The organism is Acetobacter fabarum (assembly GCF_011516925.1).
Classification (GTDB): Bacteria; Pseudomonadota; Alphaproteobacteria; order Acetobacterales; family Acetobacteraceae; genus Acetobacter; species Acetobacter fabarum.
In genome coordinates this window covers 31,347-58,166 of record NZ_WOTG01000013.1, presented here as the reverse complement: position 1 = coordinate 58,166, position 26,820 = coordinate 31,347, and the positions used below count along the sequence as shown (strand labels likewise).

The following is a 26,820-nucleotide window of genomic DNA, read 5'->3' as shown; positions in this document are numbered from 1 at the left end:
GAGAGAGGGGGCGCGTCATGCGCCAGGATATGAGAAGAGGATCATGCCGTCAGATGGTCTCATCCCGGCCACGATGCAGTGTGTGCCCGCAGAGGCTGTCGTGGATGTCCAGGGCTGCAGATCCTCGGTCGGTATCCATGCGGCTTTCCCATAAGCACGCAGGATGCGGGTCCAACCGCCTGAAGTCGTCGTGGTAACCGCAAGCTGGGGTGGGGCGACACCAACCTGTCTCGTATTGCTCCCAGGTCCGGCATAGACCGGTTCAAACGCCATACGGGGCGACATGCACGTCACGTGCCCGCCAAGCGGCATCAGCTGCGCCTCAGGTGCGGCGTCGACAGGCGGTCCCCAGTCGCGCGGGCCGATGGCTTCCTGCCGTTCAGCAGCCAGTCGGTCGAGTTCGGCAGGCGACACATCCTGAGCGTAGGCTGGCCCTGCCAGCAGGCCACCTGCCAGCAGGGTGAGGGTAAGCGTGGATCTGAGCGACACGGGGCGGCTCCTTTGCCTTGTTGGTCTTCCCCCAGTATGTCGCAGACCGTTGTGACGCTCTGCGTTCGGCTTTTGTTCCAAAGAGCGTCACAACGCTCTGGCGCATCATGGGGAGAGAAGGAGACCCCAATGCGACATTCCCGAAACGCTCTTCTGGCGGCTACAACCCTTGTGGCCCTTTCAACACTGGCGCAGGCCCAGCAATGCCCAACCCTGCCCCCTGTGGAAGTGACACCCCCGTTGCCTGTCCCATCAGGCACCCCTGACGCTGGCCCTGTCCTGCGCCCCACGCCGACCGTGCCTACGCCACGGCTCATCCCGGCCGAAGAAATTGCAGCAAGCCCTGCACTCCGACGCATCACCAGTACAGGTGCGAAAGTCTATGAGATCGGTAACCACGTCATGAATCATGGCCTTCAGGGTGTGTATGCCGTCAATGGCGACATCTTCCGGGTCTTCTACCTGACCCCGGATGGGCAGGCGCTGATTGGCGGTGTCCTGTGGGAGCAGGACGGGCACAACGTCACGCGTGATACCATTGCCCCGATCAAGGGAGCGATCCCTACCGTGACCATCACCGCGGGAAAAACGGCGGCCGGGCAGAACGGTACATCGGCCGATGGGAGAATATTATCTCCCGAGCAGGTCAAGCACGTCGCTCAGGCCAATATCGGTCTGGAAGGACGGGACGGGCTACCGCGCCTGACTATGGTGATCGACCCGCTCTGCCCCTGGTCAATCCGCGCACTCAATACGCTGGAACCTTTTGTCGCACGTGGCCAGATCCAGCTGGCTCTGCTGCCGATCGCGATCAATGATCACGAAAACGGCAATGCCAGCACCCCGGCCGCCACAGCGCTGTTGTCAGCAGTGCCATACGAGATGCAGGCGACATGGCAGAAGATCATCGATCTGCATCACGTCGCGGACGACATGCCCCGCACAGACGAGGCGGCTCTTCATCTGCAGCAGAATATGGCTGTCGCCAATGCCATCGGTGTTCCAGGGACACCGACATTCATCTGGCGCGACAAGGCTGGTGCCACGCATGTCACTGAGGGGTTGCCCGGGGATGTTGAACAGCGGATACGGGAACTGGGGCGGTGAGGCGGTCCACACGCCCCATTCTAAGAGTGGGGAAGTGGCTGATCTTTCCGCTTTACCTGCCATTCGTGAGGGGCGTGCGCACCTTTAACCTGTCGCGACAGTATCTGCGCGACCGGAAAGCCTTCATCGAAGCGTCAGCCATCGACACGGCCCTTGCTCCCGTTATGGACCCGGCGACTATCAGGGCGCTGGTGTCCACACGGCGCAACGGGCGGTTCTGCCTGCTCCTGTTTGTGGGTACTCTGTGCGTGTGGGTCTGGTCGTGTGTTCACCAGGGGACAAGGCTGGCCAGTGTCACCAGTCTGCAATTCGGGGTTATCCTGCTGGTGCTGCTGGCCGAGTTTATCAGACTCAGCTTCTCGAACTGGATGCTCCGAACCGGAGGCATCGGGCGGTTCGGAACGTTCATCGCACGGGGAAGCAATCTCTGGCCCCGTTAGGGAGCACTGCGTCGCGCTGGAGCCTCAGACTTGTCGCGCTCTGGCACGAGGCCGTGCTTCCAGCCAGTTTTCAACCTTCAGCCCCCTGATACGACAGAACTCACGGGTGTTATCCGTGACCAAAGTGAGGTTGAGGGTATAGGCGTGGGCAGCAATCAGTAGATCGTTCAGGCCGATTGGTTGCCCTGCCGCTTCCAGCTCGGCCCGGATGCCTCCATATTCGCCATCAGCAGGTACATCCAGCGCCAGGACCGGGATAATGCTCAGAACGCTCTCGACCCGTTCCAGCAGTCTCGCAGACCCTTTCTTTGCGCAGCCATAACGTAGTTCAGCTGCGACAATTACGCTGGTGAAGAGCGTCTTCGGGTTTTCTTTTGCAATGCGACACGAGGCAAGTCCGGCAGGATTACGAATCAGATCACTGATGATGTTCGTATCCAGAAGGTATCCGCTCAAAGGATATCCTCCGGACTGGCAGTCTGATCTTCGATAGCAGGGAACTGGTCATCCGGTCCCAGTGGTTCTTCGGATTTCCATAGAGCCAGAAGCCCGGCCATCGTTGTCGGTCGTTCGGTCGGCTCGATAATAAGCCGGTTGCCTTCACGCCGGATCAGTGCCCGGTCTCCTGGCAGCTCAAACTCAACAGGAATTCGCACCGCCTGACTGCGGTTGTTACGGAATAACCGGACTTCCCTTGGGCGGGATGTAGAAGGGGATGGCATTGTCATGGAGGAGTCTCCTTGTATATGCCATATTGTATATGTACCGGACCAAAGTTTCCAGAACAAATTGGAACGGCCCTATCTCCGGCCTGAACGCCGGGGCCTGCGGGCCTGAAAGCCGAGTCAGGCAGAATATGTATCCGGCTCCGTAGCAATCGCAGAGAAGCTTCTGATTGGAACGGCATGTGCTGGAAATTTCGCGACAATCTGCAGCTCTCCGCCCATCGCTTCAATGTAGCTGCGGAGCGTGCTGATATACATGTCGGTACGCTTTTCCATTTTTGCAACAGATGCCTGATTTATCCCAAGGAGTGCTGCGATCTGCTTCTGCGACATCACTTGAGCACGCCGCAGTTCTGCCAGATCCATGGCGTCCGACATGGCGCGTGCCTTCAGGACGGCTCTTTCGCGGGCCTCTGGGGACAGCTTTTCCGCCAGAGACGCCAGTGACTTACGGTTTGCCATGTCGCTTCTCCTGTTCCAGTTCCTGTAGGTGCATGTCGTACAAGTCGTCCGCCACCGGCACCAGATTGACGTAAAAGCGGTCGTGACCAGTCTTGTCGCCGCCGATAAGCAATATCGCAGCGCGACGTGGATCAAAGGCATAAAAGATACGAAGTGGCTTTCCTCCGCTCTGAACCCTTAATTCACGCATGTGACTGTGTCGCGAGCCCTTTATGCCAGACGACATAGGGTGTCTAAGGTTGGGGCCGCGTTGCTCCAGAAGAAGGCCGGACGCATAAACGTCCTCCTGCTCGCTGCTGGACAGTGAGTCAAACCAGAGTTCGAACTCGTTTGTGTGTTCGACCAGCCACGCCATAAACCTCACCATATATGCCCTCTAGGGCATGTTCAAGTGTTATTGCAGATGCGTTGCTCACTGCTGATAAGAGAACACCACCATGCCATCTGACGGGCGGATGCCTGCGACAGTGCAGCGTGTGCCTGCGGTGGCGGTTGTCGAATGCCATGGCAGAACGTCCGCCGTCGGGATCCAGGCGTAACGGCCCTGCCCGCGGATGATCTGCGTCCAGGCACCCGACGTCGTCGTCGTCACGGCAATCTGGGACGGTGCAACCCCGATTTTTTTCGCATGTTTGCTCGGCCCGGAATAGAGGGTTTCGAACTCAGTCCGGGGCGACATGCAGGTGGCGGGATCCTTCAGGGGTACGGGCGGCGCTTCGGGAGCTGCTGCCACAGGCGCGCCCCAGTCGCGTGGGCCGATTTCGGCCTGCCGTTGGGCCGAAAGCCGATCCAGTTCGGCAGGCGACATCGTCTGGGCCTGTGCGGCCGACACGAGCAGGCCGGTGGGAAGCAGGACAACGGCCAGTTTGGGCATAATCGACACGGGAAAATCCCTCTAAGTGGTTGAACACGTCGATTAGCATACCGCTTGTCGGGAAAGAAGATTCCAGTATGCAGATCAGCCTACTCGTCCGGGGCACGATCCTGCAAAGTCTGGGCTGCACGGCGGTTCAGATGCTCTGCCAGCAGAGCGGCTAGCGTAGTTTGCAAGCGCGGCTGTCGAGCTGCGGACGTTTGGTCCGGTCGTTCAGCAGTTTTGGACACACCAGGATCCACGGTTTCAGCACACATAAAAAAGCTCCATACTGGTCGGGACAGGCAATTGCCTGATTTCCCGATCAGTATGGAGCTTTCAGTTGTGACGCGGCTCAGAAGGTCCCGGCGCGACCTGTTGTCTGCGATACTGCCCATTTGGCGTGTTCATAATCCGGGCGGTCGCCCTGATCGACCGGGTCTGTCGGGCGGACGATCGTGCCATCGCGGGACGCGACAGAGAGTGGGCACGGCTACCAAGTTGTAGGTTTGAAAATCCTCTTACCTGACCCTGGCAAAATTACGGGATCAGGGAAATAGCGGCTAGGGCCAATGTAAGGCATAACATGTCTTACACTCGTTGCGACGTTTACGAGAGATGTCGCAGGGTTTGACGTAGGCGCCAGCAGGTGAACTGTCCGACCAAAATCAGTACATGCCATTTCGATAGCGGAGCACAAATCCGTGTCATTGGTCAGAACACCAGCTACATCAAAAAAACCTTTTGCTGCATCTCGAACTAAGTGAACCCCAAGATTAACATCTGACCCCTTCTCTTCCGTTTTCCAAACTTTTGCCACATCCAGAATGGTGCCAGAAGGCAAGTGGTGTCGGGGTAAAAAACGGGGCGGCTGCACAAGGCCAGACCATTTTTCGCTCACTTGATGACGGCCGTAAATGGTTTCAACAATCGGTGTTGACTTGAGAGCGTTAAGGTAAGCCTGCTGTTTTTTGGGAGCATCAGGCTTCACACGTCCAGAGGCTCTGGCTGTAAAATACTTTACGGCTACAATGCTGCAAGTTGCTGGCATAACTGCTTTTGCGAGCGCTTCAAGATTAAGCCAACGATGAGCCGTTTTTTTTAAGCAGAGATAATAGAGATTGAAGCCGTCAATATAAACAATTGCACGCATATGTTAGACCCTTAGATATGCAAAAGGCCATTCCCCCGAAAGGAAATGGCCTTTTGAGCCTACGGCACGCCGCAGGTGATTGAATGAAACCAACATACTAGCGTCAAGCAGGAAGGTCAAGAAACTTTACGCGCAAATTAGAAGGTTCCGGCGCGACCTGTTGCCTGCGATACTGCCCATTTGGCGTGTTCATAATCCGGGCGTTCGGCCTGATCGACCGGGTCTGTCGGGCGGACGATCGTGCCATCGCGGGACGCGACAGAGGGCGACCAGTGCGCCGGCGATGAGCCGTAAGACGCATAAGGGTCGTATTGTGCCTGACGCACCGGCGGGGGCTTGAGCGGCTTGTCATTCGCAGACCGTAGATTGCCGTGCGCACACCCGGAAAGCGCCAGCATGCAGCCGAGTAGCGGAAGAGGCAGCCTCATGCCTGCTGCGCATTCAGTTCTGCCTCAACGGCGGTGATGAGCGCGACTGCGTTAGCCGGTTGAGCTTTAACGGTGTTTGCACACTGGGCCAGCTTATTAAAATCTCTCACCAGCTTATTATACTTCTCGTTCAGCTCGTTCAGTTTCTTCCAGCCTCGGTCTTTCTCAACCCGCAGGGCCTCCTGCGCCTGCTCAAGCTGCTGACGCAGATCGGTGGTGACCTGCTCTTCTTTTTTCCAACCTTCTAGGCAGCTAACACCCCAAGCTTTCCAGTCAGCCACTTCTTTCTGGAGCTTGAAAGCCGTAACCTGCCAGTGGTTGGCGACCTGCACCTGCTGGGCCAGAGATGACACCGTGCGGTTCTGCTGCTCCAGATCGCTGGCAACCCGCCGGAGTGATCCGCGAATACCGCCTAACGCACCAGCTGTTACAAAATCACTGCACATGGGTCACGCCCTCAAACATCGGTCTGTGTAATGGGCCGCACCTGTGCAGCCGTTGTCGTATCCATTGCAGGAACTGTACCACCAGAACCACCACTGCCACCACTTTTTTTTGCTTCGTCTTTCAATCCTTCGAGATATTGTGTGGCAACCTGACGACCAGTATCTGCCCCTTGTTCAACCGGCCGGCTGGAGGTTTTTTCGAATTCTTCCGCATCCACACGGCTGGCTGCACCAAATCCGACCATGGAGGCCATGTGATGGGGCAATGTGGTGATCAGGCGGAAGGACAATGTCGCAGTCGTCATCTCCATGGCGGAATACATGATGATCATGGCGATCAGGCCGACCCAGTTATCGGTGAGATAGCCATGGTCCAGCGTAAAGGTCGAGGCGACCAGAAAGCTTTTCATCAGCAGCCAGGAAAACGCAGAAAATATTGTATAGCTGAATACCATACCGATCACCATCATCGCCGGCCGGAAGAGAATGGTGAAAAGAATCTCGTAACCCCGCACCCCTTTGCCGTGTATGCCGTCTCCTGCGAACGTCATATGGGCAAGGAACCATAACGGCGCATAAGCGACAGCCTCGACTACCAGCAGAAACCATCCCGTAACACCGGCAATCCAATACAGATAGGGCATCATCGGCAGGACATAGGCCAATGTGACCCCTGCCGAGAGCAGGAAAAGGCAGGCCGTAAAAATTACCGGGAGCAGACGGGTAATTGTTCCGCTCAAAAAGGTCGCCGCAGCAGCAGTAGCCGTGACGCCCCATTGTCCCGTGAAGAAGGACGCAACGCCAGCACTAATATCGAGAGACATACTGCCTGCGGCCACAGACAACGCAATGGCACTCAGGGCCAGATGGATGAGCAGATGCCCCATGCCAATCATGGCTCCAAGGGGATCAACCCAATCTGTGCCAGAGCTGCCCATCACCAGATGGTTCATGATGAGTTCAAGCGTGCCTGGTCCGAAGTTCAGGTACGTCAGCACCTTTGTCCAGATCGCCGTGCTATCTGAAGAGACACGGGCATTGGCATACAGCCGGGGTGATGTGCTGTTGGGAGCTGGCTCGTCAGCTGTCTGAAGTGTCGCATCCATCTTGCCGAGATAACTGGATACGCTCTGAAGGAACGGCAGCAGGTCCTGCCCCAGATACGGGCCTGTGCCGGCCCATGATGGTGCTACGACAGCGGGGGTGATCGACGACACTGAAATGACTTCTGCATTCAGGCGGGAAATTTCGAGATAATAAGCCCCAAGTCCCGTCCAGCCGAGGGAACGGAGTTCTGCGGTCGCCGAATTGTCACTGGCTGTTGACCCGGCTGCATTCCGGACTGCGGCAACTACGCTGGAGGCGATACCTGTCAACTGCCCGTTGAGGTAGTTCGTCTGCGCAACGAAGATCGTGTCGAGTGTCCCCAGTGTTGCAACGTCACGTGTTTCCCACAGTGAGGTTATGGTATTCTGTAAACCGGAGCGGATATTTGTCACCAGCGTTTTGAGGGACTGGATTTGCTGGCTGCTGACGCTACTGAAATCAATGCTCTGGTATTCGGTCGTGGTCGCAGTTTTAACGGGTGTACTGACGGAGATCAGCCCACAAGTTGGGGTGGCCGTGCCATTACCACCCGTCATATTATAGGAGAGGGACAGGGTACCATTGCCATCGTCAATGATGGTGGGTTCAGGAACAAGAACGGGGTTGTTGGAGGCCTTGTTGATCAACGCCCGACAGATCTCGCTTTCCATGACACCGAGCACAACCTGACGCGAGCCCGGGATCATGGGCGTTGCCAGAGGGAGTGCTCGCGGTCCCACCGAGTTCATCACCACTTTTTCCTCGATTGTGGCCATACCGATAGAAGCCTTGGCAAAATTCACAATCAGGTTTTGACCGAGCGAAAATCCGTTGAGGACTGGCAGCATCATAATGACGCTGCCGACCGCACGCACTGGCACCCAGCCGCCAAAACTGGCGGAGAACACCTTCCCGGTTTCAGCGGTTTTCTGAATCTGCGCCAGGATGGAATACATGATCCAGAAGCACGCCATAATCGAGACAAAGGTGGTAAACCATTGCAGCAGGGTGCCGGTGGCCGTATCCGCGGTGCCGTCCATCGGGAACAGGCTATCGAGAACTCGCGAAGACCAGTCATCACCTGCGACAAGGTCTGCCCAGCTTACATTCTCGAACCCGTTCGTGGCGTGGGCTGGCCCTGCGTGAAGCAGAACCAGCCCTCCAAGTAAGGCTGCCACCAGTGGCGGCGAAAGCCGCGCCATTTTGGACACACCGCGCATGGCTCAGGCTCCCATGGACGGGCTGTTATCGCGCCCCTGCTCACGTCCCTGGGTGAGGGCCAAAAAACGCGCCTTCACCTTCTCCATGATGCGTTCGAGTGCGCCCCCGATGTTCTTGATCAGACTCTCGCCGGGATTGCGACCGGGCACGTCCTCCATCTCCATGGCTTTCTGGCCGGCCCTCTCTTCGACCTCGACAACGGACTGGGCGTTGGTCGCACCGCGTTCAGCGGCCTCACTCTGCAGAGAGCCAAGGTTGAGACGCATATTCTGCAGTGTGTGGCCCAGGTCACTGTAAGCCTTGCCTACCCGTTCATCGGACAGGCGAAGCTTCTCGAACTCCTGCCACAGGCCATGATGCTTGCCGCCCTCACCCATGCTGGCAATCAGTGCAGCAGGTTTAACGCCTTCCTGTCTGGCTGTTTCTTCCATTTTTTTAAAAAAGGGCGCAGCGGTCTGCTTGAGGTCCTGATAATTCGTGTCGGCTGTACGGATGTTACTGTCTACCGTTGCGACCAGACTATCGATCCGGCGCTGGTCAGATGCGACGGCCTGATTGGCAAACCACGATCTGGCAGCATTGGCCACCTTGGACACGGCATGTCCCGCCAGACTACCCACGGGAGCCTGCGCCGGTTGGGCCTGTTTGGGCTGCGCTTGGGCCGTAGTCTCCGCCTGTTCTACAGATGTAGCTTTGGCCCCTAATTGCTCGAGTTCCATCTCTTTATTCTGTGTCTGACTTTGGGTGCCTTGTTGCTCCTTTTGCCCGTTGGTCTGCTCCGGCGGCTTCTGCTGAGTCCCTTGCTGCTGCTCAGGGGGGGTATTTTGGGCTTCCTGTTGGTTGTTCATGTCATTGTTGCGGATATCGCTTTCCTGCCGAGCACTAATGCCCGCTTGGGCTTTTTGCTCTCTGGAAGTCTGGCTGCCGTCCTGTGAAGCCTGTACCTTCGGCTCTCCTCCCGGCGCTTCTACTGCTTCGCCAGCACGGGAGACAGGATTACCGTTTTCGTCACCAAACGGAATATTCATGGAAGCATGGCCGTGTGAGGGATCATCCTGGTCCACGTCTGGCTCGCTGGCAGGTCGCACGGTCTCACCCACCTCCTGTCGCGGATCAACTGTCGCCTCATGAGACGCCGCCTGCGTGGTGCTTTCGGCGACAACGCTCGCCGCAACCGCAGACACCGGCTCCACAACGCCGGGCTCGGACTGAGCGACAGCTGGGCCAGCCTGTGCAACATTTTCTGAAACAACTTCAGGAGCGACCACGGACGCCGATGGCGCCACGGCTGGCGCGGCCTGAGGGACAGGAGCAGGTTGGACAACAGGAGACGGCTGTGGTGCGGGCGCGACACCGGCCTGCGCCGCTCTGGCCTCAAGGGCGTTTACCCCGGCCGTAATCAGAAAAGAGGTCTGCTGTTCCGCCGGCAAGGAGCCCAGCTCCACGCTGGCATTACGAATATCCGCGACAAGCTGGCGGTCATTCATGGAAGCAGTCTGCTGGAGCATGGAAGCCATCTGCGGATTGCTCATGCCGGGATACTGACCCGCCATTGAGGTCAGTCCTGCCTGCAGAAGCGGGGACACCTGCACCCCCTGCCCCGTGCCACTGAATTTCGGCCAGTCCTGCATCAGCCAGGCGACATGAGTGGCGAATTTCGGGTCGTTCTCCAATGAAGGATCGTTTTCGAGCTGCTCCTGCAACTCTTTCAGCCGCTCCGCCAGCCCACGCTGGTCTTCAGGCACGGACTGCTGCTGCTGCCCCATTGCCTGCAGCACGCCGCTGATGGTTGAGGAAGGGGTCGCCGTGGGCTGCACGGCCGAGAGTGTATCGGACATGGTGTTTCCTTATGTCTTAGGGAGAAGGAACCGGCAGAGCGCCGGTAGAATGACGGCTGAGGGCTTCATCAGCCTCGATCGCAAGGCGTTTGGCATCCGCGACTGCGGTCATTTCCTGGAGTTTGTAGGTGTTCCACAGGAGCCAGTTACGCTGGGCATCCAGAAGGGCGATCTGGATCAGAACGGACTTTTCAGATGACATCGCCTGCAAATCGGCCTGCCAGTCCGTGCCGGAATACTTCCGGTTAATCTCCAGCTCTGTTGCCTGCCACGATGACCCCTTGTCTGATGTCGTGAGCCCCTCACGCTGGGCTTCCGCCTTCTGGGCGGCCGTCAGAGTGATGGTCTCAGCGCGTTGACTGAGGACATGATCAACGATCATGTGCGCCAGATGCATCGCCGCGTTATAGGAGCGACGGAACGGCATAAGCTGCTGCCCCTGTGTGGAGGTGATGGCGCTACCGCGCTGCGCCGCCGGGGCAACCGGTTCGATCAGGGTGACGGCATAGGCATTTGCCCGATCAATAGCGTCCTGACCGGTATAAACAGACGGCGTAAACATGCTGGTCGCCGCCTCATCCGCCCCCTTCATCGTAGTGTCGGCAAGTTTGCACAGCCCTGCGTCAGCTTCCGCATCATCGCAGTATTTGCCAAAATGGGCGTTGTTGTTGGCTTGCGCCCCCTGCCCGCCGCCAGCCCAGGACGGCGTACCTTTTTCAGCACGTGTGCGCGCTCCCTTGGCAACGTCGAGCGCTAACGCGACATCACTGGATTGGCGGGCTGCGACAATCTGAGCCTGTCCTCCTTCGAGGTTCAAACAGTCCTGGCGATTTACCGCATGCAGATCCTGAATTTCCGCATGGCGCACTTCCTTGGCGAGTTGCGCCTGCAACATGTTATTGGCGTCTGCGATCTGCTGCTGTGCGCCAATTTGGCCCTTCAGGTAATTGGTGATCTGGTTGAACCCCATCCCCAGCTTGTCATTAAGCAAACCCAGCGACCCATTAAGAACTTTCTGAGCGGTCGATGTGACTGTGGTGATGGCGCTTTGAGCGGCAGCTATTGCAGCCACAATAGGGCCAATATCAAATCCGAAAGCCTGCGCTGGACGGGGCGCGGCCATCTGGCCCAGAAACAAACCACCTGCGAGGATCAAAACCAGCCCTAATCGGGAAGACGGTCGTGACATGCTCAGTCACCCCCCGAAAGGCCGAAAGCCTTGGCCGCATCGCCCAGCTTGTAGCCGTCAGGCAACTGCAGGGTGCCATTCACATCCCAATGGTTCGTGCCCGATCCATTGGTTCCGCTGCTGATCAGCGTGTCGCCACCACCACCGAAGTTCACCGTCGGGCAGACAGTTCCAGAGCCAAGGCCAAGGTCAAAGTTTGTATCCGGCCCGGTGAGGGTCAGGCCGCATTCTACGGTGCCTTGCAAGCTGTCCCATGCCGAACTGAGCTGGCTGCAGATCTTTCCCATGGCACTGCGGGCGATGGATTGCGCGCTAAGACCATTGCTCAGCATGTCCAGACCGACACCGTTAAAGAAGCTATCGAGACAGGTAAATTTGGTCACTGATTCCGGCATCTTGATCAGGGAGTCATCAGCCTTCATCTGGGCTGCGGCACCTGTTGCCGCAGCCTGAACCAGCGCCTGACAGCCTTCAGACGCGGCTGAGGCAACGCCGGCCGAGACAACCAGCCACCCCGAAGCGCCAAGGACCAGTCGCGATACAGGCCCCCATCTCATGATGTCGTCTCCTTCTGCTGTGCCTGTTCAGGAGACGAAACTGCAATGGGAGGTGCATCACCCGGAAAGGTGATGGTGTCGAGAATACGCTGGGCATACCCAGAGGTAAGCCACTCGGGCGTGGGGGAAGCCTTTTTGGCTACAGATTGAGTATCGGGCATGGTCTGTCCTTGTGAGGTTTCACAAAGTCAGTATGCGCTCGGCCGTTGTGACGGCGGACGTGTGCTCAGGAAGGGCTACAACATGCCGTCACTCTTATGATATAGTGAACAAGAGGAGACCGGATCATGCGCCCATCAGAAGTGCTTGCACTGCATCGTGACGCCATTGTGAAGCTAACGGCACACTGGAATCTTACAAACCCTCGGGTGTTCGGCTCTGCTCTGAAACACCATGACAATGATCAGAGTGATCTGGATATTCTTGTCGATGCACCAAATGGTGCAACCTTGTTGGCGCTAGGCGGCCTACAGAACGATCTCGAAGAACTCCTTGGAGTGCGTGTTGATTTATTGACACCTACCGAATTGCCCGTGGGATTTCGTGACAAAGTTCTGGCTGAAGCCCGCCCTGTATGAGAGGCGCCTTCCGTTTTCAGGATTATTTGATTCACATGCGCGACGCACAGGCTGATGCGGTCAGCTTCATAGGTACCATGTCGCGTGAGGAATTTCTTCAGGATCGGCGAACCCAACAGGCTGTTGTGATGAGTCTGATCATTATAGGCGAAGCCGCGTCGAAAATTATCAATGCATGGCCGGAGATCAAGCATACCTACCCAGACATTCCATGGGGCGCGATGCGCGGCATGCGCAATCGTATCGCGCACGGTTACTTTGCTGTTGATTATGGCATGGTATGGGACACGGTGAGGGACGCTCTTCCTGCCTTAGGACAGCAACTGGATTTATTACTGAAAGAAATCCAGAGGCCTTAATTCTGGAAGATATATTCTATCAACCACTCCACTGGCGGCAAAAAATAAGAAGGGTAATACGTGTAATTTTTGGACACGGATGGGCTGCACCAGCTATGCGCCAAGTACAAGACAGACCCGACCAAACGTGAACCGAGGCAGAAAACGGGAATATATCTACAGAATATAAAACTCCGTTACGGTTTGCTGCCTGTTCAAAACAGATAAAAACAGATGCGGAATACGATTCCGTTATGATAACGAAGGGTAGATATTCAATTCCGACATTGCTGGAGCCCACATAGTGCAGAGCCTGTTCCGGAGAACGACCCAAACCATGCAACCGGCGTGGTGCTTTCCCACCACACAGCAAACCGCACTGGGCACAGGCTTTGGTGGTCCGCCGACAACGCGCTGCGGCTGGTCCCGTGACGAGGAACTCTATCTCGCCCGGACCTATCCCACAAAAACGGATGCCCCGTTCATTTCAAAACTGATCGGACGTACACTTGGCGCCGTACGCCGCAAGGCTCAGGCCCCTGGGTTAGGCGGGCCGCCCCGCGGTCGGGGGGGTAAAGACCGCTTTTCCTTTGCCCCCCCCCCCCCCCCCCCCGCACAATCTGGGGATAACCTCAAGTCTCTCCCACGCATTTTCTGATTACTTTTCTGCCATCCGTCGTACATCTTCCGGACGACTGATATGGGATGGCACGGCGATTGATCTTCTCGCCGATCTCTGGAAACGCCTGTTTTCCGTCACCTGCATTGCCCGGATGCTGGGTATCAAACGCACAGCCGTCTCAGAAGCCGCACGGCGTGCCGGACTCCCTGAACGCGCAGGACTTCCCCTGGAACATAACATCCCACAGGGCAGCCCTCAGGACGTTCCCGTTAACGATACAATCGCCAGTCAGATAATCCGCAAAATCTGCAAAATTACAGGGCGGCCATTTTTTGTGCGCCCCCGTGACGTCCGGAAAATCCATTACAGCTTCCTCGGCAAACTGTTTCTCGCACGGCGTCGCAGCACCCTCGAAGGGATCGGTGAGTATGTATCCCACGCATTCAATACCGACCGCCTCGCCTGAACCATGCGCAATACCTATGACGCCGTAACCAGACGGCTCAATGATCCAGCCTTCGCCCGGCAGGTCATCCGTTATCTGTCTCTCGTGCTTCTGGCGGCACTTTGTGAAAGTTTCACTGTGTCAACAGCCCTCTTTTACGAGGTCACACATCGGCCAAAGCCACAGCACATCTATCATGACCCGTTTGGAAAGCCGCGCGAACTGATCGTAACCGATGAGCCGTATTTTACGGACTCTCAGGTCATGAACTGGACCGCCGACAAGGTCACGAACCTCTATACGTTCAATTACCTTGATTACGGAAAACATCTCGATAGCTGCGCAGGATATTTCACCAGTGACGCGTGGAACAGTTGGGCAGCGGCTTTTCAGGGGCCGGGCAATATCGAATTCATCCGCACCAAACAGGTTCTCCTGACAGCCGCCCTCAAGACGGCAGCCAGCATCGAAAGTTCAGGCCTGAACAGGCGGGGCGTGTTCGAATGGCACGTCGCATTCCCCATGTATCTGAAATGGACGAACGCGGCCGGTGAAAAAACTGATGTGCTCGCCGTAAGGGTTACTATTCAAAGAACAAATGATCCGCTTCACCCCGATGGCCTGATCATCACACAGCTCAACGCGCCCAAGGCAACATCCTGATGGGTATAAACAGGATTTCTCTCGTGCTCATGCTGGGCATGATGGCCTGCGTATGCTCCACAGCGTTCGCACAGTCTCGCCAGAACGGCGGCCCCGACGACCGGGAAAACGAGCACCTTGATCCCATCTATGCCGGATCATTGCCGCCACCGCCTGCAGTCCGCCAGAACCTGTATGACCGCTTCGATACCGGCCAGAGATCCCTGGATGCGGAAGATGACCCGCATATGCTCGCAAGCCCCACCTCACGATCGCTGAACATATCTTTCGAGCCGGGTGCGCAAATTCCCATAATACGCCTCGCACAAGGCTATCCCGCAGCGATTACCTTTCTGGATGCGACTGGTCAGCCGTGGCCAATTGCATGGGATCTGGCCACCAACAAGGCTGCAAGCTGCGACGACAAAGGGAACGGCGATAAAACAACCGTGCGCGCGGTTGGCATCAATGCCTGTGTGCCGCAGCCTGGCTCCAATGTTCTGCAGATCACCCCGGTGTCGCGTTATCCGCGCGGGGGCATACTCGTAACGCTCAAAGATGCCCCCAAACCCATCAACTTCATGATTGTCGCGGGCACGGGCGCCTATGACGCCGATCTTACCGTCAGGATCACCCGAAGAGGGCCAAACGCAAAAGATCAAGCCTCAACGTTGGGCGCAGTGCCAGATACTTCTGATCCGATCCTGAACAATCTGCTTGATGGCATTCCGCCCGTAGAGGCGGTGCCACTGCTTGTTTCTGGCGTGAGCGCTGATCGTCTGCGTGCGTGGAAGCTGAAAAACATCATGTATATCCGCACTACCTTCGAACTGTCGTCACCGGCGGCTACTGCACATGTCAGCGCGTTTGACGTGACAGCCTATGCCGCCCCCTATTCGTCACGGCTTCTTGTCTCGACCGGAGAGCGTCTGGTTCCGGTCTCCGTACAGGAGGATGGGCCGTGAGCAACGAACCGCAGAGCAACGGCGCACAACCGCTGAAATCCTCATTCGACGGGACCCGCAGGATCCTGCCATGGGTCGGGGGCGGTTTAATCGCGGTTGTGGTTGGAGGCTATTATTTCTTTGGCACGACAGCACATGCCCCTGAATCCGCCCAGATTACGCACCCGGACATGCAAAGCCCGGCAGGCGGCTCCAATCATTCAAAAACCATGGATGATCTCGCACGCAAACGCGACGAACAGGCGGCACAGGCAGCCCTCAAGGTGGGAAAGTCTTACACCAGTGCCCTTTCCGGGCAGGATTTACCTGATCCGCAGGAAGTCGCCTCAGAAATTGGCGACACTCCGGACACCACCCAGAAGCCAGCACCTGCACCACCACCCGTCTCCCATACAACAGCCCCCTCCCCATCACCTGCGCCCCCTGCTCCGTCCTTCACGCCGTCAACACCACCTGCTCCACGCGGCCATTTCAATACCACTCCGGCTGAAAAACCGGCTGTACCAGAGCAGATGTCCGAACGCGCGGAGATGGAATTGATTACCGCATGGTCCGGTGGGCCTCGGGTCCGTCTCGAAATACCTGGTACAAAAGACAGTCATGGCGGATCAGGGGACAGCGGGTTTCAGACAGATGCCGCCGAACCCGCCACATTCACCCAGACCCCGGCCACGACTGCGACCGCGGCCAGCACGGATGCTGAACGCGCATCGCAGGGCACCCGGTCAGGCAGAGGCACACTCCTGCTTCCCGCAGGGCGGGGCGTTTATGGACACTCCGTCCTTACCGTCAACAGCGATCTGGGGAATGCCGTTCTGATGCAGATCGATAGTGGGCCATTCCGCAATGCACGCATCAGCGGTACGTTCGAGATGAAAAGTGAGCGACTGGTCATCAAGTTCAACAAGCTCATGATCGGCGACGCTGATCCCATCACGGTCTCTGGCTATGCCGTATCCCCCCAGACGGCCGAAGTCGGTGTCGCCTCTGAAGTCAGGGAGCACCTGGCGACACGGATCATCCTGCCTGCTGCGGCTGCGTTCGTCGAAGGGCTGGGGAGTGCCATGTCGAACTCCAACACGACAAATTACAGCAACGGATCGGGCATGTCGTCCTTCACGCATCTCAATCTGGGCGAACAGATGGGCGCTGCCGCGGGCACAATGGGCCAGCAGGTTGGACAACTCATCCAGAAACAGACGCCTCAACAGGCCACCGTCATCCTCAAACAGAACGACGGTGTCGGGGTCATGTTCGATGAGCCCGTCTATCGCCCCTGAACGCCGTCACAACGGACTGGGCGATACTGGAAAAAGACATTCACGAAAGGACAGTCATGCGACCGATTTTTGCAATGCTTGCAACCTCTCTCGCGTTTTCAACGCCGGCTCTTGCCGCGAACCCGCCACCTCTCCCCACGGCAACACCGAGGTCCGCACCGTTGTCCGGTTATGTCACGTTCAAGGGTCTCGACGGTGGTAGCAGAATGACCGTCATAACCATTGGTGATAGCTGGGGCGGGGGAGGAAGTTATGGCACTGCCGTGCCCTACACGAATTCCGTAATCTTCCATCCCGGCAAGCCCCCTCTCATCCACAAAGGCGTTATCGAAACCGGAACCAGACTGTGGTTTCGCGCCCACGAAGACCATCAGGGCGTCATCAAACTTGACGTCAACATCAGCACCAACACGCTCCGTGACATGAAAAAAGGCCGGGTTCCGGGCACGGACAAAACAATCGATCTCCCCGAGACAGATCCCCAAATGCTGACAGAAACCATCTCCATTTCCGACGATGAAACGGTGCCCTTGATTTCCTCTGCTGGAAAGCCGCTTGGAACTCTGACGTGGGCAGCAGCGCCTCTGACCGCAACCGCCACGGCTCACTAAGGAACCACCATGAGAGGCCTCGCCATGACCACCGAACCCGAAACCGGGTCTGTCACGATGCTACGCAAGCCTGGCACACCCCAGACTGAACCAGCCGCCACCACGCCCCCGGCCGCCACGCCACAGGCGACGCCGACGACTGCGCCCCTTCCGGAGCCCGGCAACACGGCCACTCGATCAAAAGCCCTGCGGGCCGGCCTCGTGCTGGTCGCAGCCGCAGGCATCGGCGCATCAATAGCCTATGTCGCATCATCGCGTAGCCCAGCGCCGCATGCGCCACTCCACGCCCAGATGGCGGGAGCAAATGGCGCGGCTGTGAACAGTTCGGGCATCACCCCGCCCGATCTCGGCACACCTCCAGCGTCACCCGCAAAGCAGGCGACAGCGCCAGCAGCGAGCGCACAGACGGCGGCGCCGACAAACACCGACAAGCCGCCCGTCCCGGCGTCAACCCCGCTCACACAGCCATCGCCGTCTCTGGACGCATCCGCGCAGGCAACTTCTGAAAAGACGATGCCTGGCACTCAGGCAGACCAGCCAACACCCACCCCCACAACCACCGCTGAAGATCAGCTTTTCATGGAAATGAGCCGCAAGCTCACTGAAATGGCGAGCCGGATCGACACGCTTGAACAGAAATTCGATGCAAGCCAGCGCGCGCTGCACGATCAGCTCGTATCCGGACTGGGCACCGTCGGCGGCCGTCTTGACGAACTACGCCACCGTGAGGACACGCTGGAGGCCACTCAGAGCGTCCATGCCGCATCGCCTCCCGCAGCGGCTGCCAATGTGACCGCCAGCACCCCCGCGACAGCCGCACCGACACCGGCGCGGAATAACGCTCACAAATCCGCAGAAACGGCTGCCACGCATCACACACCGTCTGACGCGCAGCCTGCCGAACACCCGGCTCCACGCCCACACTACACCGTTCAGGCTGGTGCTCCCGACATTGCCATTCTCGAAAGCCCGCTGGGTCAGCCCGTGCGCGTGCAGCCCGGTTCCGTGCTGGACGGATGGGGCACTGTCACCGCGGTCACACAGTCCGGCAGTAGCTGGGTCGTCCACACCGAACATGGCACCATCCGTTAAGGCGCACAAACCATGTTGCAGGATCTTGTGGATTTCGCAGGCTCAATTGGCAAGGCCTTCGCAATACTGTTGCCAACGCTGTGTTACGTAACCGGCTCAGCCTTCCTGATAGGCAGCCTGTTGAGGATGTACAGTCGGGGTAAAGGAGCGACAGGGGTAGGCAGCAGCCTTCCTCTGTGCATCGCTCTGATCGCTGCCGGGGCGTCACTGCTCTCGTTCCCCGAATTCATCAACATGGGCAACACCACGCTGGGCCTTTCAGCAAGAGCCAGCGTCGGCGGCGTCAACTCGGCAGGGCAGGTCACGTTTTCTTCTGACAGCCTCAAATCGGCAATCTCCCAGGGGCCCACTGCGGCACTGGCCGCAATCCTCCATATCTTCCGATACTACTTCATGAGCTACGGCGCTTTCTGGGTCTACGTGTCCATCATGCGCCAGATCAGTACCATGAAGGGGCGGAGCAATACGTCAACGACCACCAATCTGTGCATGGTCATTGGTGGCTTTTTCCTGATGAACGCCGACACCATAGGGCCGGCGCTCGCAAAGGAACTTCACCTGCTTTCCTCATAATTTCTTCAAAGGACACAGACGTCATGAATGTACGGATCAAAACCCACGTAACACTTGCCCTTGGCGTAACAGTTCTTCTCACGCCAGCCCTTATGGGGTTCGCTCACGCACAGGCCATCGACGAACTGATGCGGTCCGCAACAGGCCGCGCAAATGACGCATGGGGTTATCTGATCAACTCAGTCGGCTTTATTGGTGGGGGAGGCCTTCTGATTGGTTCTCTCTTCTACGCCTATAAAAAACACAACCGCACAGGCGGCAACGATGTCAGCTATGGCAGGATCATCGCCGCGGCCGTTGTCGGTACCTGTCTACTGGCCCTGCCATTCTACGAACGGACGGTGAGCTCAACGATTTTTGGCTCCAGAGCAACGATCACGGGCGAACAGCAGACCATCAGATTCGACCAGTAATGCACGATCTGGTCGTCCATTTTCGCGCACCCACGGGGAGCCTGACCAGCCGGTTGCTCCCCACAGATGCCCAGACCGCATGCGCGTGCTGCGGTCTGGCGGGCGCAACCCTCACCGTCAACGAAACCCCACTCTGCCTTGTCTGTGCGCCCGCCTATGCCGCAGACGACCAGCAGATCGACCAGCACGCAGCACTCATATGGCTCCCTCAACTCGATCAGGGCAGCCTGTCGCGGCTGATACGTGCCGCATGGACGGCCCTGCTGGTCTGGAGCCCCGGACATCCCGGGCGAGACCGTGCGCTGACGATACTTGATGATCTGTCAGGACGCCGTGAAACCGCTACCGAGAAGATCGGCACCTATCATCCGTCGCATCTGCGTCTCGCGGTGTCCACCCTCGCCCCCCATCACATGTTTAAACGTCAGGGAGCCGTCTCAGGTCTGCGCATCTTACCTGTCGCCGCATGGCGCGAACAGAACAGCGAAGCCCTCAGCAAGCTCCTGATCAACCGGAACACAGCACCATGAAACGTCTGTGGCAGAAAAAGATTACCCAGGCCCCGGCACCACCAGCCCCGGCGACACCCGGGCCCACTTCGGAGCAGGACAACCCTGTTTCGCTCAAAGCGGGGTTCCGCCCACTTGACCTGTTGCTGCGAGGGGTTGGCTATCTGTCACAGATGTTCAAACGGGACCTGTCGTCCTTCTGCGATCTCGCGACCTGCGACGAACATGGCCTCATCACCTTCAGTGGCGACTACGTCACCCTGTTGCGGGTCAAGGGGCTGCGACAGATGGCGAGCCGCGCAGAGATCGAGGCAAAGGCCCAGGCTTTGCGACAGGCCATCGGTGGACAGATGGACGGTCCGGGTCACGCCATGCAGTTTTTCTATATGGCAGAACCGGACGCCTCTGCCTTCGTCAATCGCAATCTCGGTGACCGACGCAGAATTGCCGCCGCCCTGAACGCCCAGTTTGAAGACATCCTGACCGAACGTGAGCGCGTTCTCATACCCAAAATGCGCCATGAACGAACATGGCTGGTCCTATGGAGCCGTCAGGGGTGCCTGTCCAAGCAGGAAATCGCGGCAAGCAAGGCCGCCCGCGCAGAGGCCTCAAAACTCCTCCCCGATCTGGGCGATGGGCAGAACCCGCTTATGGGGTCAGTGGAACTCGCGACAATCCATACAGCCTTCGTAACCCATATCCGCCACACCTTCGAACATCAGGGGATCCTGATGGATGAACTCACACCAGTGGATGCACTACGGGCCATCCGTGAGGAAATCTATCCCGAGGTCCACGGCTCACGCTGGACGCCCTCCACACCCAACAGACGCCCGCCCTCCATCATCCCCGACGAAAACCATCCCGCCAATGTCGCAGATGCCCTCTGGGCACCCTTGCGGGAACAGCTTTTCATGGATGACGCCTATAAACCGGATTTTTCCACCGTCACGCTGGGGACCCGGGACTGGCGTCCCGTGGATCTTGAGGTGATGTCCGAGACCCCCACACCCTTTATCGAACTGTCATCCCGGCTGGCCGCTCACCGTATGCCCTGGCGGATGAACACGACCATCCAGGGGACAGGCCCGCTCTTTATGGGGTGGAAAAAGGAAGTCGCAACCCTCTTACGCTTCGGGCCCAACCGCCTGGTCTATGAAGCGTTCATGGATCTGGCGCGCCGGCGCGAAGCAGGCGAAGCCGTCATTTCCGCCCGCACATCCTTTGCCACATGCGCAACCAGCGGCGAGCGCATCCAGCTGGCCAGACGCGCCTCGACCCTCGAGCAGGCGATTGGTGGCTGGGGAGGGGCGTCGGCCAGTCGCCTGTGCGGCGACCCACTAGCAGGTGTCCTGTCGTCAATCCCCGGGATCGCACTGGCCTCTACAGCTCCAGCAACCGCCGCTCCGCTGGATGAAACCCTGATGACCATGCCGTGTTTCAGGATGGCAGCACCGTGGACGGACGGCGCGGCTCTGCTGCGCGCCAATGACGGGACAATCATCCCCTTCGACCCAACCGGCAGCGGGCGTGTCGCGACACTCGACCTCTTTGTCGCCCCATCCCGACGCGGCAAGTCCATGCTCGCCAACTCCCTGCTGCTTGCCACCGTTCTGAGCACTGCGTCCCTGACCGATGCCGGTCCGCGACTACCCCTGATCGGCAAACTGGATATTGGCGACGCGGCAAGCGGCTTTATCGACATGATCCGCAACGGGCTACGGGCCGAGGATGCCCATCAGGCTCTCTTCATCCCGTTCGATTTCCGCCCCGACCATGCCTACAATATCTTCGACACCGAAGCCTGCTGTCGCCAGCCCCTTGAACATCACCGCGCCTTTCTGACCAATTTCCTCTCAACCGTGTGCATGCCGCTCACAGGTGAGCCCTTCGAGGGGATGAACCAGATCATCGATGCGACCGTCAGCACGGCCTATCAGATGTGTTCGGATGAAACTTACTCGACACACATCAAAAAATACCGGGCGGGCGACAACCCACTCGTCGATGTGGAACTGACGCGACAGGGTCTGGAAACCGACGAGCATACGACCTGGTGGGATGTCGCAGACAGGTTCGCGGCCCGTGGCGACATCCGCATGGCGCGAATAGCCACACAGCACGCAGTACCTATTGTCCAGGATCTTATAGCCGCCACGTACCAGGCACAGGTGCAGGACAACTACGGCTCCAACACGCCCACATCTGGCGGGGAAACCGGACTTGCCATCTTCCAGCGTTACGTAAAGACCTTCATTGGCAAATACCCGACGCTCAACCAGCCCACCCGTCTCGATCTTGGCGACGCCCGCGTTGTCGCCATCGACATCGGCCGTGTCGCGCCCGAAGGTCTTGGCGAGAACGCCCGCCAGTCTGAACTGATGTATCTGCTGGGCTTTCAGATCATCGGGCGGAACTTCTTCCTTGACCCCGATGAAGCCGAAAAGGTGCCGGCTCACGTCCGCGAGATCCATCGTGAGCGCTTCCGCGAATTCCGCGAAAGCTACAAGCGCCTTGAATGCGACGAATTCCAGCGCGCAGCTGCCGCGCCCTTCGTGCTGAAGCTATTCGAAGAAGCGGCACGAAGGGCCGCCAAGCTGGGTGTGCGTCTGGGGCTGACCAGCCAGAAAATCACCGATTTTGGCAGCTTTCTCACGACCCACTCGACAGCCCGCTTCATTCTGGGGACAGCAAACCCGACCGAAGCAGACGACACCGCGAGGCTACTCGGCCTGAGTGCTGCGGGACGACAGATTGTCCACACCGCCCTGCAGGGGCCACGCCCCGATGGCAGCGGCGCACCCCTGCTGCTCCAGATCAAGGTCGGGGAGGACTGGTATGAAATGTTCCTCCTCAACACACTCGGACCAATCGAACTCTGGGCCCTCTCGACACGCCCCGAGGATGTCGCCTTACGCAAGCGCGTCTATCACGCGCTCGGGTCAGTTGAAGCCCGCCGCCGCCTGTCGCACGTGTTCCCCAAAGGCAGTGCCGCCGATGAAATCGAGCGTCGCAAAAACGAACAGATGGCCGAAACAAACTCCCTTGACGCACAGGCCGCACTCGGTGGCGTCATCACCGGTCTGGCGGTCGAAATCTGTGATGCAGTCGGACTGGGTGCGACACTCAGAGCCGCCGCCTGAGGGATGCACAGCGTCACAACGGTCTGCGCGATACTGAGGATATGAAGAAGGCACACCTCCTCGCCGCGCTATGTATCCTGAGTGGATGCACGCACGACCATGACGCGGACACCGCCCCGGTGCGCGTCGATACACCCGGGATGCCATCGGCCGAGCTTGCCTTGCAGCAGAGCATTGACCGCGTCCACGGCTTCATCGCCAATATGCGTCAGCGGCTGGGCGACGACCCGGCCCTACGCATCCGGCCCGGTGTCGCATTACAAAGCGGCGGCGTCATGGCCAGCCATGCGCCGCCGCCAAAGCCTGCCGCGACACCCACACCACCGGGTAGTGGGTCGCCGCGCAATGCGACGCCAATCGTCGGCAAGGGAGGCGTGACCTGGTTCGCTTTCGGGGACGGCACCCCCACAATAAACTGCCATTATCCGGATATCTGCATCCTCAGACTTGATCGCGGTGAAACCGCCCTGAACTCTGATCTCACGGTTGAGGACGCATCCAACTGGCACGCCGATCTGGTGCGCGGGGGCAAAGGTATCCATCAGGGGTGGGCCGTCGCAATCGATCCCGGCACAGGCGCCTCCCGGACGACCCTGACCCTCAATGGCAGCCAGCATGCTTACAAAGTGCTCCTGGACACCCGGGGAGACAGCATGAGAACCATCGCGTTCACCCATGCCCCAGGTGAGCCTCTCAGCCAGCCCGACATTGCGCCTCAAACCGGGGTCACCGGGACGCCAGACTTTGCTTACCGCATGACGGGGGACGCTCCGTGGAAGCCCATGCGCGTCTACCGCGAAGCCGGGAAAACCTTCATTCAGTTTCCCCCGGGTGGGATCAATGCCGCGCCCCGTCTGGTTGTCGTCGCACCTGCGGGCAAGACCACACAGGATTACACCACCATTGGAGACTCTTACGTTATCCCCCGCGCCATCGACGATGCGCTGCTGATTGGTAACGAAGCGGGTTCTCCTCAAATCCACATAACACATGGAGGAACGAAGTGACCCGCCTCACCCGCCACGCCGCAACGGGCATCCTGCTTGTCGGGCTCACCGGATGTGCGCAGAACGCACCATCCACGACTTCTCACGTGTCGGGCGCAACCTTCAGGGATGCCTCGGCACTGACTGTCTTTATCGCGGACATCCTCGCCAACAGCATGGACGGCCCCAACAGCATCATTCGGCTCGCTCCTTACGAGGGACCCGATCCCAACCATACCACCGTGCTGCTCACCGATACCCTGCGCGAGCGGGGCTTTGCCCTCTCTCCTGACGGGATGTCCTATCCAGGCGCGCATAGTGTCCGATACGCGGTCAGTCCGGTTGGACAGAACCTCCTGCTCGAACTGGACACTGACGATGCTCAGGCGACCTGTCTGTATGGACACGCTGAGGACGGCTCCCTGCAACGGGCTGGAAGCTGCACGATCCATAATGGACAGACCCTTGTTCTGAAGATCCCCAATATCGAACAGGTCCGTCAGATCCCCCTCAAAGCAACACCACTCGCGCCACAGTCTGCCCGACCGGCCACGCCTGCCATCATCAAACCACCGGCCGAAGAATGGACCCTTGTCGAAGGTCAGCCCATCCGCGAGCAGATGGTCGCATGGGGTGACCGCGCAGGCTGGAAAGTGTTCTGGCCCCACGATCTGAACTGGATGGTGCCAGCAATGACCACATACAGCGGAGACTATCAGAAGGTCATGACAGACATCATCCACACCATATCGGACGAAGGCAAAAGCATTCACGCCGACTTCCATACGCCCAATCACACTCTGGTCGTCACCAGCCCCGGGGGGCGCGGCGAATGAAACTCCTTCCTACACTCCTGACCACCGCATCATGCGTGACGCTGCTGAGCGGATGTGCAGATTTCAAGGCCGTGCAGAAGGTCGAACGGGATGCCGAAACAGCGGACAAAAACTACAAAATTCCCCAAAACCCCGTCGTAACGGTATCGGACAAACCATGGCTGCTTGGAGAAAGCGTCCATGAGTCCGAAAAAATCCCTGAAATTCTCCTGCACCCCGCGGGGATTACCCTTTCACGGCCAGTGTCATTGCGTGATGCCGCCATCATCGCCGGGCGCGTGACACATATTCCCGTCAGTGTCACGCCCGATGCCGAAATGGATTTTGCTTCCTCAGGCGGCGGCTCCAGTTACAGTGCAGCAGATCTGCCGCCACCACCGGCCGCATCGGGAAGCACTTCCCGATCTGACAGTGACGTTGGGCAAAGCCGCTCAGCCCCCCGCTCTGAAAGCAGACCCTCGAACAGTGAAACCTGGTCAGGTGTCGGGAACTGGCTCCAGTATCAGGGCACGCGTGAAGGCGTTTTCCAGACACTCGCCACCCGCTTTGGTGTGTGGCAACGCTGGACAAACGGGCAGGTTGAGTTTTACCGCACGCTGACAAAGACATGGTCAATCCCGGCATTTTCCGGGGACACGACGTCTGACTCCTCAATCGTTGCCTACACTGGGGGTGGCAGCGGCTCGTCCGGTATGGGCATGGGGATGGGTGGCGGCAGTGCCATGATGTCCGGCGGGATGTCTGGTGGCGGCATGAACGGCAACGGCGGGTCCTCAGGCCAGTCGTCCGGCATGGCGTCCATCACGGCACACAGCAAGACAAACCGCTGGCAGACGATCCAGAAAACGGCCGCTGTCATCGCGGGTGATGCCCGTGTGATCGCGGATGAGGGACTGGGGACCGTCTCCGTGACCGGCACGCCAGACCAGATTGCACGCGTGGAAGACTGGGTTCAGGGACTGCGTGACGACATGCTTAAGCAGGTCGCTGTCGAAGTGCATGTCTATACTGTCAAGATTACCCGCGAGAGCAACTACGGGTTCAGCCCGACACTGTCCTTCTCCTCCCATGGCGGCCTGCTCGGCATCACATCCACGCCGGCCACAATGCCGCAGCTCCAGACCTCAGACACACCCTTTTCGTTCGGCGCATCCATTCTGGATACAGGGAAAGGGACAGGCGGACTTTTCTCAGGATCGAAGGTGGTCGTGCAGGCGTTGCAGCAGCTGGGGCATGTCACCGAGCAATACGACCGCTCCGTTGTCACGACGAACAATCAGACAGCTCCGTTCCAGAACGGCATCAATACGACCTATCTGGCCAACAGCTCATCCGTGCTCGCAACCAACTCGGGCAGTTCCAACTCCCTGTCCCCCGGTGTCGTAATGTCCGGGTTCATGGGGTCAGTAACACCCAAAATCGTTGATAGCCGGATACTGCTGCACCTGAACTTCCTGCTGCAGACACTCCAGACCATCACCACCATCTCAAGCGGTGGCTCCTCTATCCAGGCTCCCAAAACATCCAGCACATCTTTGGATGACACCGTCGCATTGCAAAACAACAGCACGTTGGTTCTGAGCGGCTATGTCGATGACGCGACCTCCCGCAAACACAACGGCGTCGGTTCTGCCATGGACTGGATCCTTGGCGGCGGTGGAGACGCAACCCTCGATAAAACCCACGTCGTCGTCACTGTTGAGGCCCACACCCTATGAAAAAAGCCCTTATCGCCTCACTCGCACTCACAGTGAGCCTCCCCGCTGTATCGCGGGCAGCACCTCCCGATTGCA

The 26,820-nt window shown here is 58.5% G+C and carries 31 protein-coding genes; 17 read left to right on the top strand and 14 right to left on the bottom strand.

Annotated elements, in window-relative coordinates; translation table 11 throughout:
* Positions 1 to 15 precede the first annotated feature (15 nt).
* Entirely contained in the window at positions 16 to 489 is a 474-nt protein-coding gene (locus GOB83_RS12210; RefSeq protein WP_059024939.1) for an SH3 domain-containing protein, read from the bottom strand.
* 129 nt (positions 490 to 618) lie between these two features.
* Between GOB83_RS12210 and GOB83_RS12205 the strand changes: the two genes are divergently transcribed.
* A complete protein-coding gene (locus GOB83_RS12205) occupies positions 619 to 1,596 on the top strand; it encodes a DsbC family protein (protein ID WP_165926270.1) in 978 nt (325 codons plus the stop codon).
* Positions 1,593 to 2,036, top strand: a complete 444-nt coding sequence (locus GOB83_RS12200; protein WP_165926269.1) for a hypothetical protein — start codon at positions 1,593 to 1,595, stop codon at positions 2,034 to 2,036. The genes GOB83_RS12205 and GOB83_RS12200 overlap by 4 nt, the downstream gene beginning before the upstream one ends.
* Positions 2,037 to 2,060: 24 nt before the next feature.
* On the opposite strand, the gene GOB83_RS12195 is transcribed toward GOB83_RS12200, so the two are convergent.
* The 13 genes from GOB83_RS12195 to GOB83_RS12135 form a co-directional block, all read right to left on the bottom strand.
* A complete protein-coding gene (locus tag GOB83_RS12195) occupies positions 2,061 to 2,492 on the bottom strand; it encodes a type II toxin-antitoxin system VapC family toxin (protein ID WP_059024942.1) in 432 nt (143 codons plus the stop codon).
* Positions 2,489 to 2,758, bottom strand: coding sequence for an antitoxin (locus GOB83_RS12190; RefSeq protein ID WP_157065415.1), 270 nt, complete (start codon positions 2,756 to 2,758; stop codon positions 2,489 to 2,491). Before GOB83_RS12190 ends, GOB83_RS12195 begins: the two co-directional genes overlap by 4 nt.
* Before the next feature lie 123 nt (positions 2,759 to 2,881).
* Positions 2,882 to 3,223, bottom strand: coding sequence for an XRE family transcriptional regulator (locus GOB83_RS12185; RefSeq protein WP_059024944.1), 342 nt, complete (start codon positions 3,221 to 3,223; stop codon positions 2,882 to 2,884).
* Positions 3,210 to 3,578, bottom strand: a complete 369-nt coding sequence (locus GOB83_RS12180; RefSeq protein ID WP_059025017.1) for a type II toxin-antitoxin system RelE/ParE family toxin — start codon at positions 3,576 to 3,578, stop codon at positions 3,210 to 3,212. The genes GOB83_RS12185 and GOB83_RS12180 overlap by 14 nt, the downstream gene beginning before the upstream one ends.
* Positions 3,579 to 3,635: 57 nt before the next feature.
* Positions 3,636 to 4,106, bottom strand: coding sequence for an SH3 domain-containing protein (locus GOB83_RS12175; RefSeq protein WP_165926268.1), 471 nt, complete (start codon positions 4,104 to 4,106; stop codon positions 3,636 to 3,638).
* Positions 4,107 to 4,569: 463 nt separating this feature from the next.
* Positions 4,570 to 5,229, bottom strand: a complete 660-nt coding sequence (locus GOB83_RS12170; protein ID WP_165926267.1) for an NYN domain-containing protein — start codon at positions 5,227 to 5,229, stop codon at positions 4,570 to 4,572.
* Between the two features lie 137 nt (positions 5,230 to 5,366).
* Positions 5,367 to 5,657, bottom strand: coding sequence for a flagellar basal body L-ring protein FlgH (locus tag GOB83_RS12165; protein WP_165926266.1), 291 nt, complete (start codon positions 5,655 to 5,657; stop codon positions 5,367 to 5,369).
* A complete protein-coding gene (locus GOB83_RS12160; protein WP_165926265.1) occupies positions 5,654 to 6,103 on the bottom strand; it encodes a hypothetical protein in 450 nt (149 codons plus the stop codon). Before GOB83_RS12160 ends, GOB83_RS12165 begins: the two co-directional genes overlap by 4 nt.
* 11 nt (positions 6,104 to 6,114) lie before the next feature.
* Entirely contained in the window at positions 6,115 to 8,409 is a 2,295-nt protein-coding gene (locus tag GOB83_RS12155) for a DotA/TraY family protein (protein ID WP_165926264.1), read from the bottom strand.
* A 3-nt stretch (positions 8,410 to 8,412) separates the two neighbouring features.
* A complete protein-coding gene (locus GOB83_RS12150; RefSeq protein ID WP_165926263.1) occupies positions 8,413 to 10,248 on the bottom strand; it encodes a hypothetical protein in 1,836 nt (611 codons plus the stop codon).
* 16 nt (positions 10,249 to 10,264) lie between these two features.
* The gene (locus tag GOB83_RS12145) at positions 10,265 to 11,437 is read right to left on the bottom strand and encodes a hypothetical protein (protein WP_165926262.1); all 1,173 of its coding nucleotides are present in this window, start codon (positions 11,435 to 11,437) and stop codon (positions 10,265 to 10,267) included.
* A 2-nt stretch (positions 11,438 to 11,439) separates the two neighbouring features.
* Positions 11,440 to 11,994, bottom strand: coding sequence for a hypothetical protein (locus GOB83_RS12140; RefSeq protein ID WP_165926261.1), 555 nt, complete (start codon positions 11,992 to 11,994; stop codon positions 11,440 to 11,442).
* The gene (locus GOB83_RS12135) at positions 11,991 to 12,155 is read right to left on the bottom strand and encodes a hypothetical protein (RefSeq protein WP_165926260.1); all 165 of its coding nucleotides are present in this window, start codon (positions 12,153 to 12,155) and stop codon (positions 11,991 to 11,993) included. The genes GOB83_RS12140 and GOB83_RS12135 overlap by 4 nt, the downstream gene beginning before the upstream one ends.
* Positions 12,156 to 12,281: 126 nt before the next feature.
* Between GOB83_RS12135 and GOB83_RS12130 the strand changes: the two genes are divergently transcribed.
* The 15 genes from GOB83_RS12130 to GOB83_RS12060 all read left to right on the top strand — a co-directional run bounded on the left by GOB83_RS12130 (position 12,282) and on the right by GOB83_RS12060 (position 26,745).
* Positions 12,282 to 12,572 carry a nucleotidyltransferase family protein gene (locus GOB83_RS12130; protein ID WP_165926259.1) on the top strand — a complete coding sequence of 97 codons (291 nt, stop codon included), beginning with the start codon at positions 12,282 to 12,284 and terminating at the stop codon, positions 12,570 to 12,572.
* A gap of 35 nt (positions 12,573 to 12,607) precedes the next feature.
* On the top strand, positions 12,608 to 12,931 hold the full coding sequence (locus GOB83_RS12125) for a HepT-like ribonuclease domain-containing protein (protein WP_157065408.1): 324 nt from the start codon (positions 12,608 to 12,610) through the stop codon (positions 12,929 to 12,931).
* Positions 12,932 to 13,247: 316 nt separating this feature from the next.
* Positions 13,248 to 13,568: a hypothetical protein gene (locus GOB83_RS12120; RefSeq protein WP_165926258.1), complete on the top strand. Its 321-nt coding sequence runs from the start codon at positions 13,248 to 13,250 to the stop codon at positions 13,566 to 13,568.
* 433 nt (positions 13,569 to 14,001) lie between these two features.
* The gene (locus tag GOB83_RS12115) at positions 14,002 to 14,640 is read left to right on the top strand and encodes a DotI/IcmL/TraM family protein (protein WP_165926257.1); all 639 of its coding nucleotides are present in this window, start codon (positions 14,002 to 14,004) and stop codon (positions 14,638 to 14,640) included.
* Positions 14,641 to 14,669: 29 nt separating this feature from the next.
* Positions 14,670 to 15,584 (top strand): DotH/IcmK family type IV secretion protein, encoded by a 915-nt coding sequence (locus tag GOB83_RS12110; protein WP_165926256.1) that lies wholly within the window; start codon positions 14,670 to 14,672, stop codon positions 15,582 to 15,584.
* On the top strand, positions 15,581 to 16,864 hold the full coding sequence (locus tag GOB83_RS15010) for a hypothetical protein (RefSeq protein WP_242005853.1): 1,284 nt from the start codon (positions 15,581 to 15,583) through the stop codon (positions 16,862 to 16,864). The genes GOB83_RS12110 and GOB83_RS15010 overlap by 4 nt, the downstream gene beginning before the upstream one ends.
* A 161-nt stretch (positions 16,865 to 17,025) precedes the next feature.
* On the top strand, positions 17,026 to 17,475 hold the full coding sequence (locus tag GOB83_RS12100) for a hypothetical protein (protein WP_165926255.1): 450 nt from the start codon (positions 17,026 to 17,028) through the stop codon (positions 17,473 to 17,475).
* A 9-nt stretch (positions 17,476 to 17,484) separates the two neighbouring features.
* Complete coding sequence (locus GOB83_RS12095) at positions 17,485 to 18,567, top strand: hypothetical protein (protein WP_165926254.1); 1,083 nt, start codon at positions 17,485 to 17,487, stop codon at positions 18,565 to 18,567.
* A gap of 12 nt (positions 18,568 to 18,579) precedes the next feature.
* The gene (locus GOB83_RS12090) at positions 18,580 to 19,140 is read left to right on the top strand and encodes a hypothetical protein (protein ID WP_242005852.1); all 561 of its coding nucleotides are present in this window, start codon (positions 18,580 to 18,582) and stop codon (positions 19,138 to 19,140) included.
* A gap of 23 nt (positions 19,141 to 19,163) precedes the next feature.
* Positions 19,164 to 19,553, top strand: coding sequence for a hypothetical protein (locus tag GOB83_RS12085; RefSeq protein WP_165926253.1), 390 nt, complete (start codon positions 19,164 to 19,166; stop codon positions 19,551 to 19,553).
* Positions 19,553 to 20,083: a hypothetical protein gene (locus GOB83_RS12080; protein ID WP_165926252.1), complete on the top strand. Its 531-nt coding sequence runs from the start codon at positions 19,553 to 19,555 to the stop codon at positions 20,081 to 20,083. The genes GOB83_RS12085 and GOB83_RS12080 overlap by 1 nt, the downstream gene beginning before the upstream one ends.
* Positions 20,084 to 20,349: 266 nt before the next feature.
* On the top strand, positions 20,350 to 23,205 hold the full coding sequence (locus GOB83_RS12075; protein ID WP_165926251.1) for a type IV secretion protein DotO: 2,856 nt from the start codon (positions 20,350 to 20,352) through the stop codon (positions 23,203 to 23,205).
* A gap of 41 nt (positions 23,206 to 23,246) precedes the next feature.
* A complete protein-coding gene (locus GOB83_RS12070) occupies positions 23,247 to 24,212 on the top strand; it encodes a TrbG/VirB9 family P-type conjugative transfer protein (protein ID WP_165926250.1) in 966 nt (321 codons plus the stop codon).
* Positions 24,209 to 25,027 carry a TcpQ domain-containing protein gene (locus GOB83_RS12065; RefSeq protein WP_165926249.1) on the top strand — a complete coding sequence of 273 codons (819 nt, stop codon included), beginning with the start codon at positions 24,209 to 24,211 and terminating at the stop codon, positions 25,025 to 25,027. Before GOB83_RS12070 ends, GOB83_RS12065 begins: the two co-directional genes overlap by 4 nt.
* The gene (locus GOB83_RS12060) at positions 25,024 to 26,745 is read left to right on the top strand and encodes a pilus assembly protein PilN (protein ID WP_165926248.1); all 1,722 of its coding nucleotides are present in this window, start codon (positions 25,024 to 25,026) and stop codon (positions 26,743 to 26,745) included. The genes GOB83_RS12065 and GOB83_RS12060 overlap by 4 nt, the downstream gene beginning before the upstream one ends.
* Positions 26,746 to 26,820 lie beyond the last annotated feature (75 nt).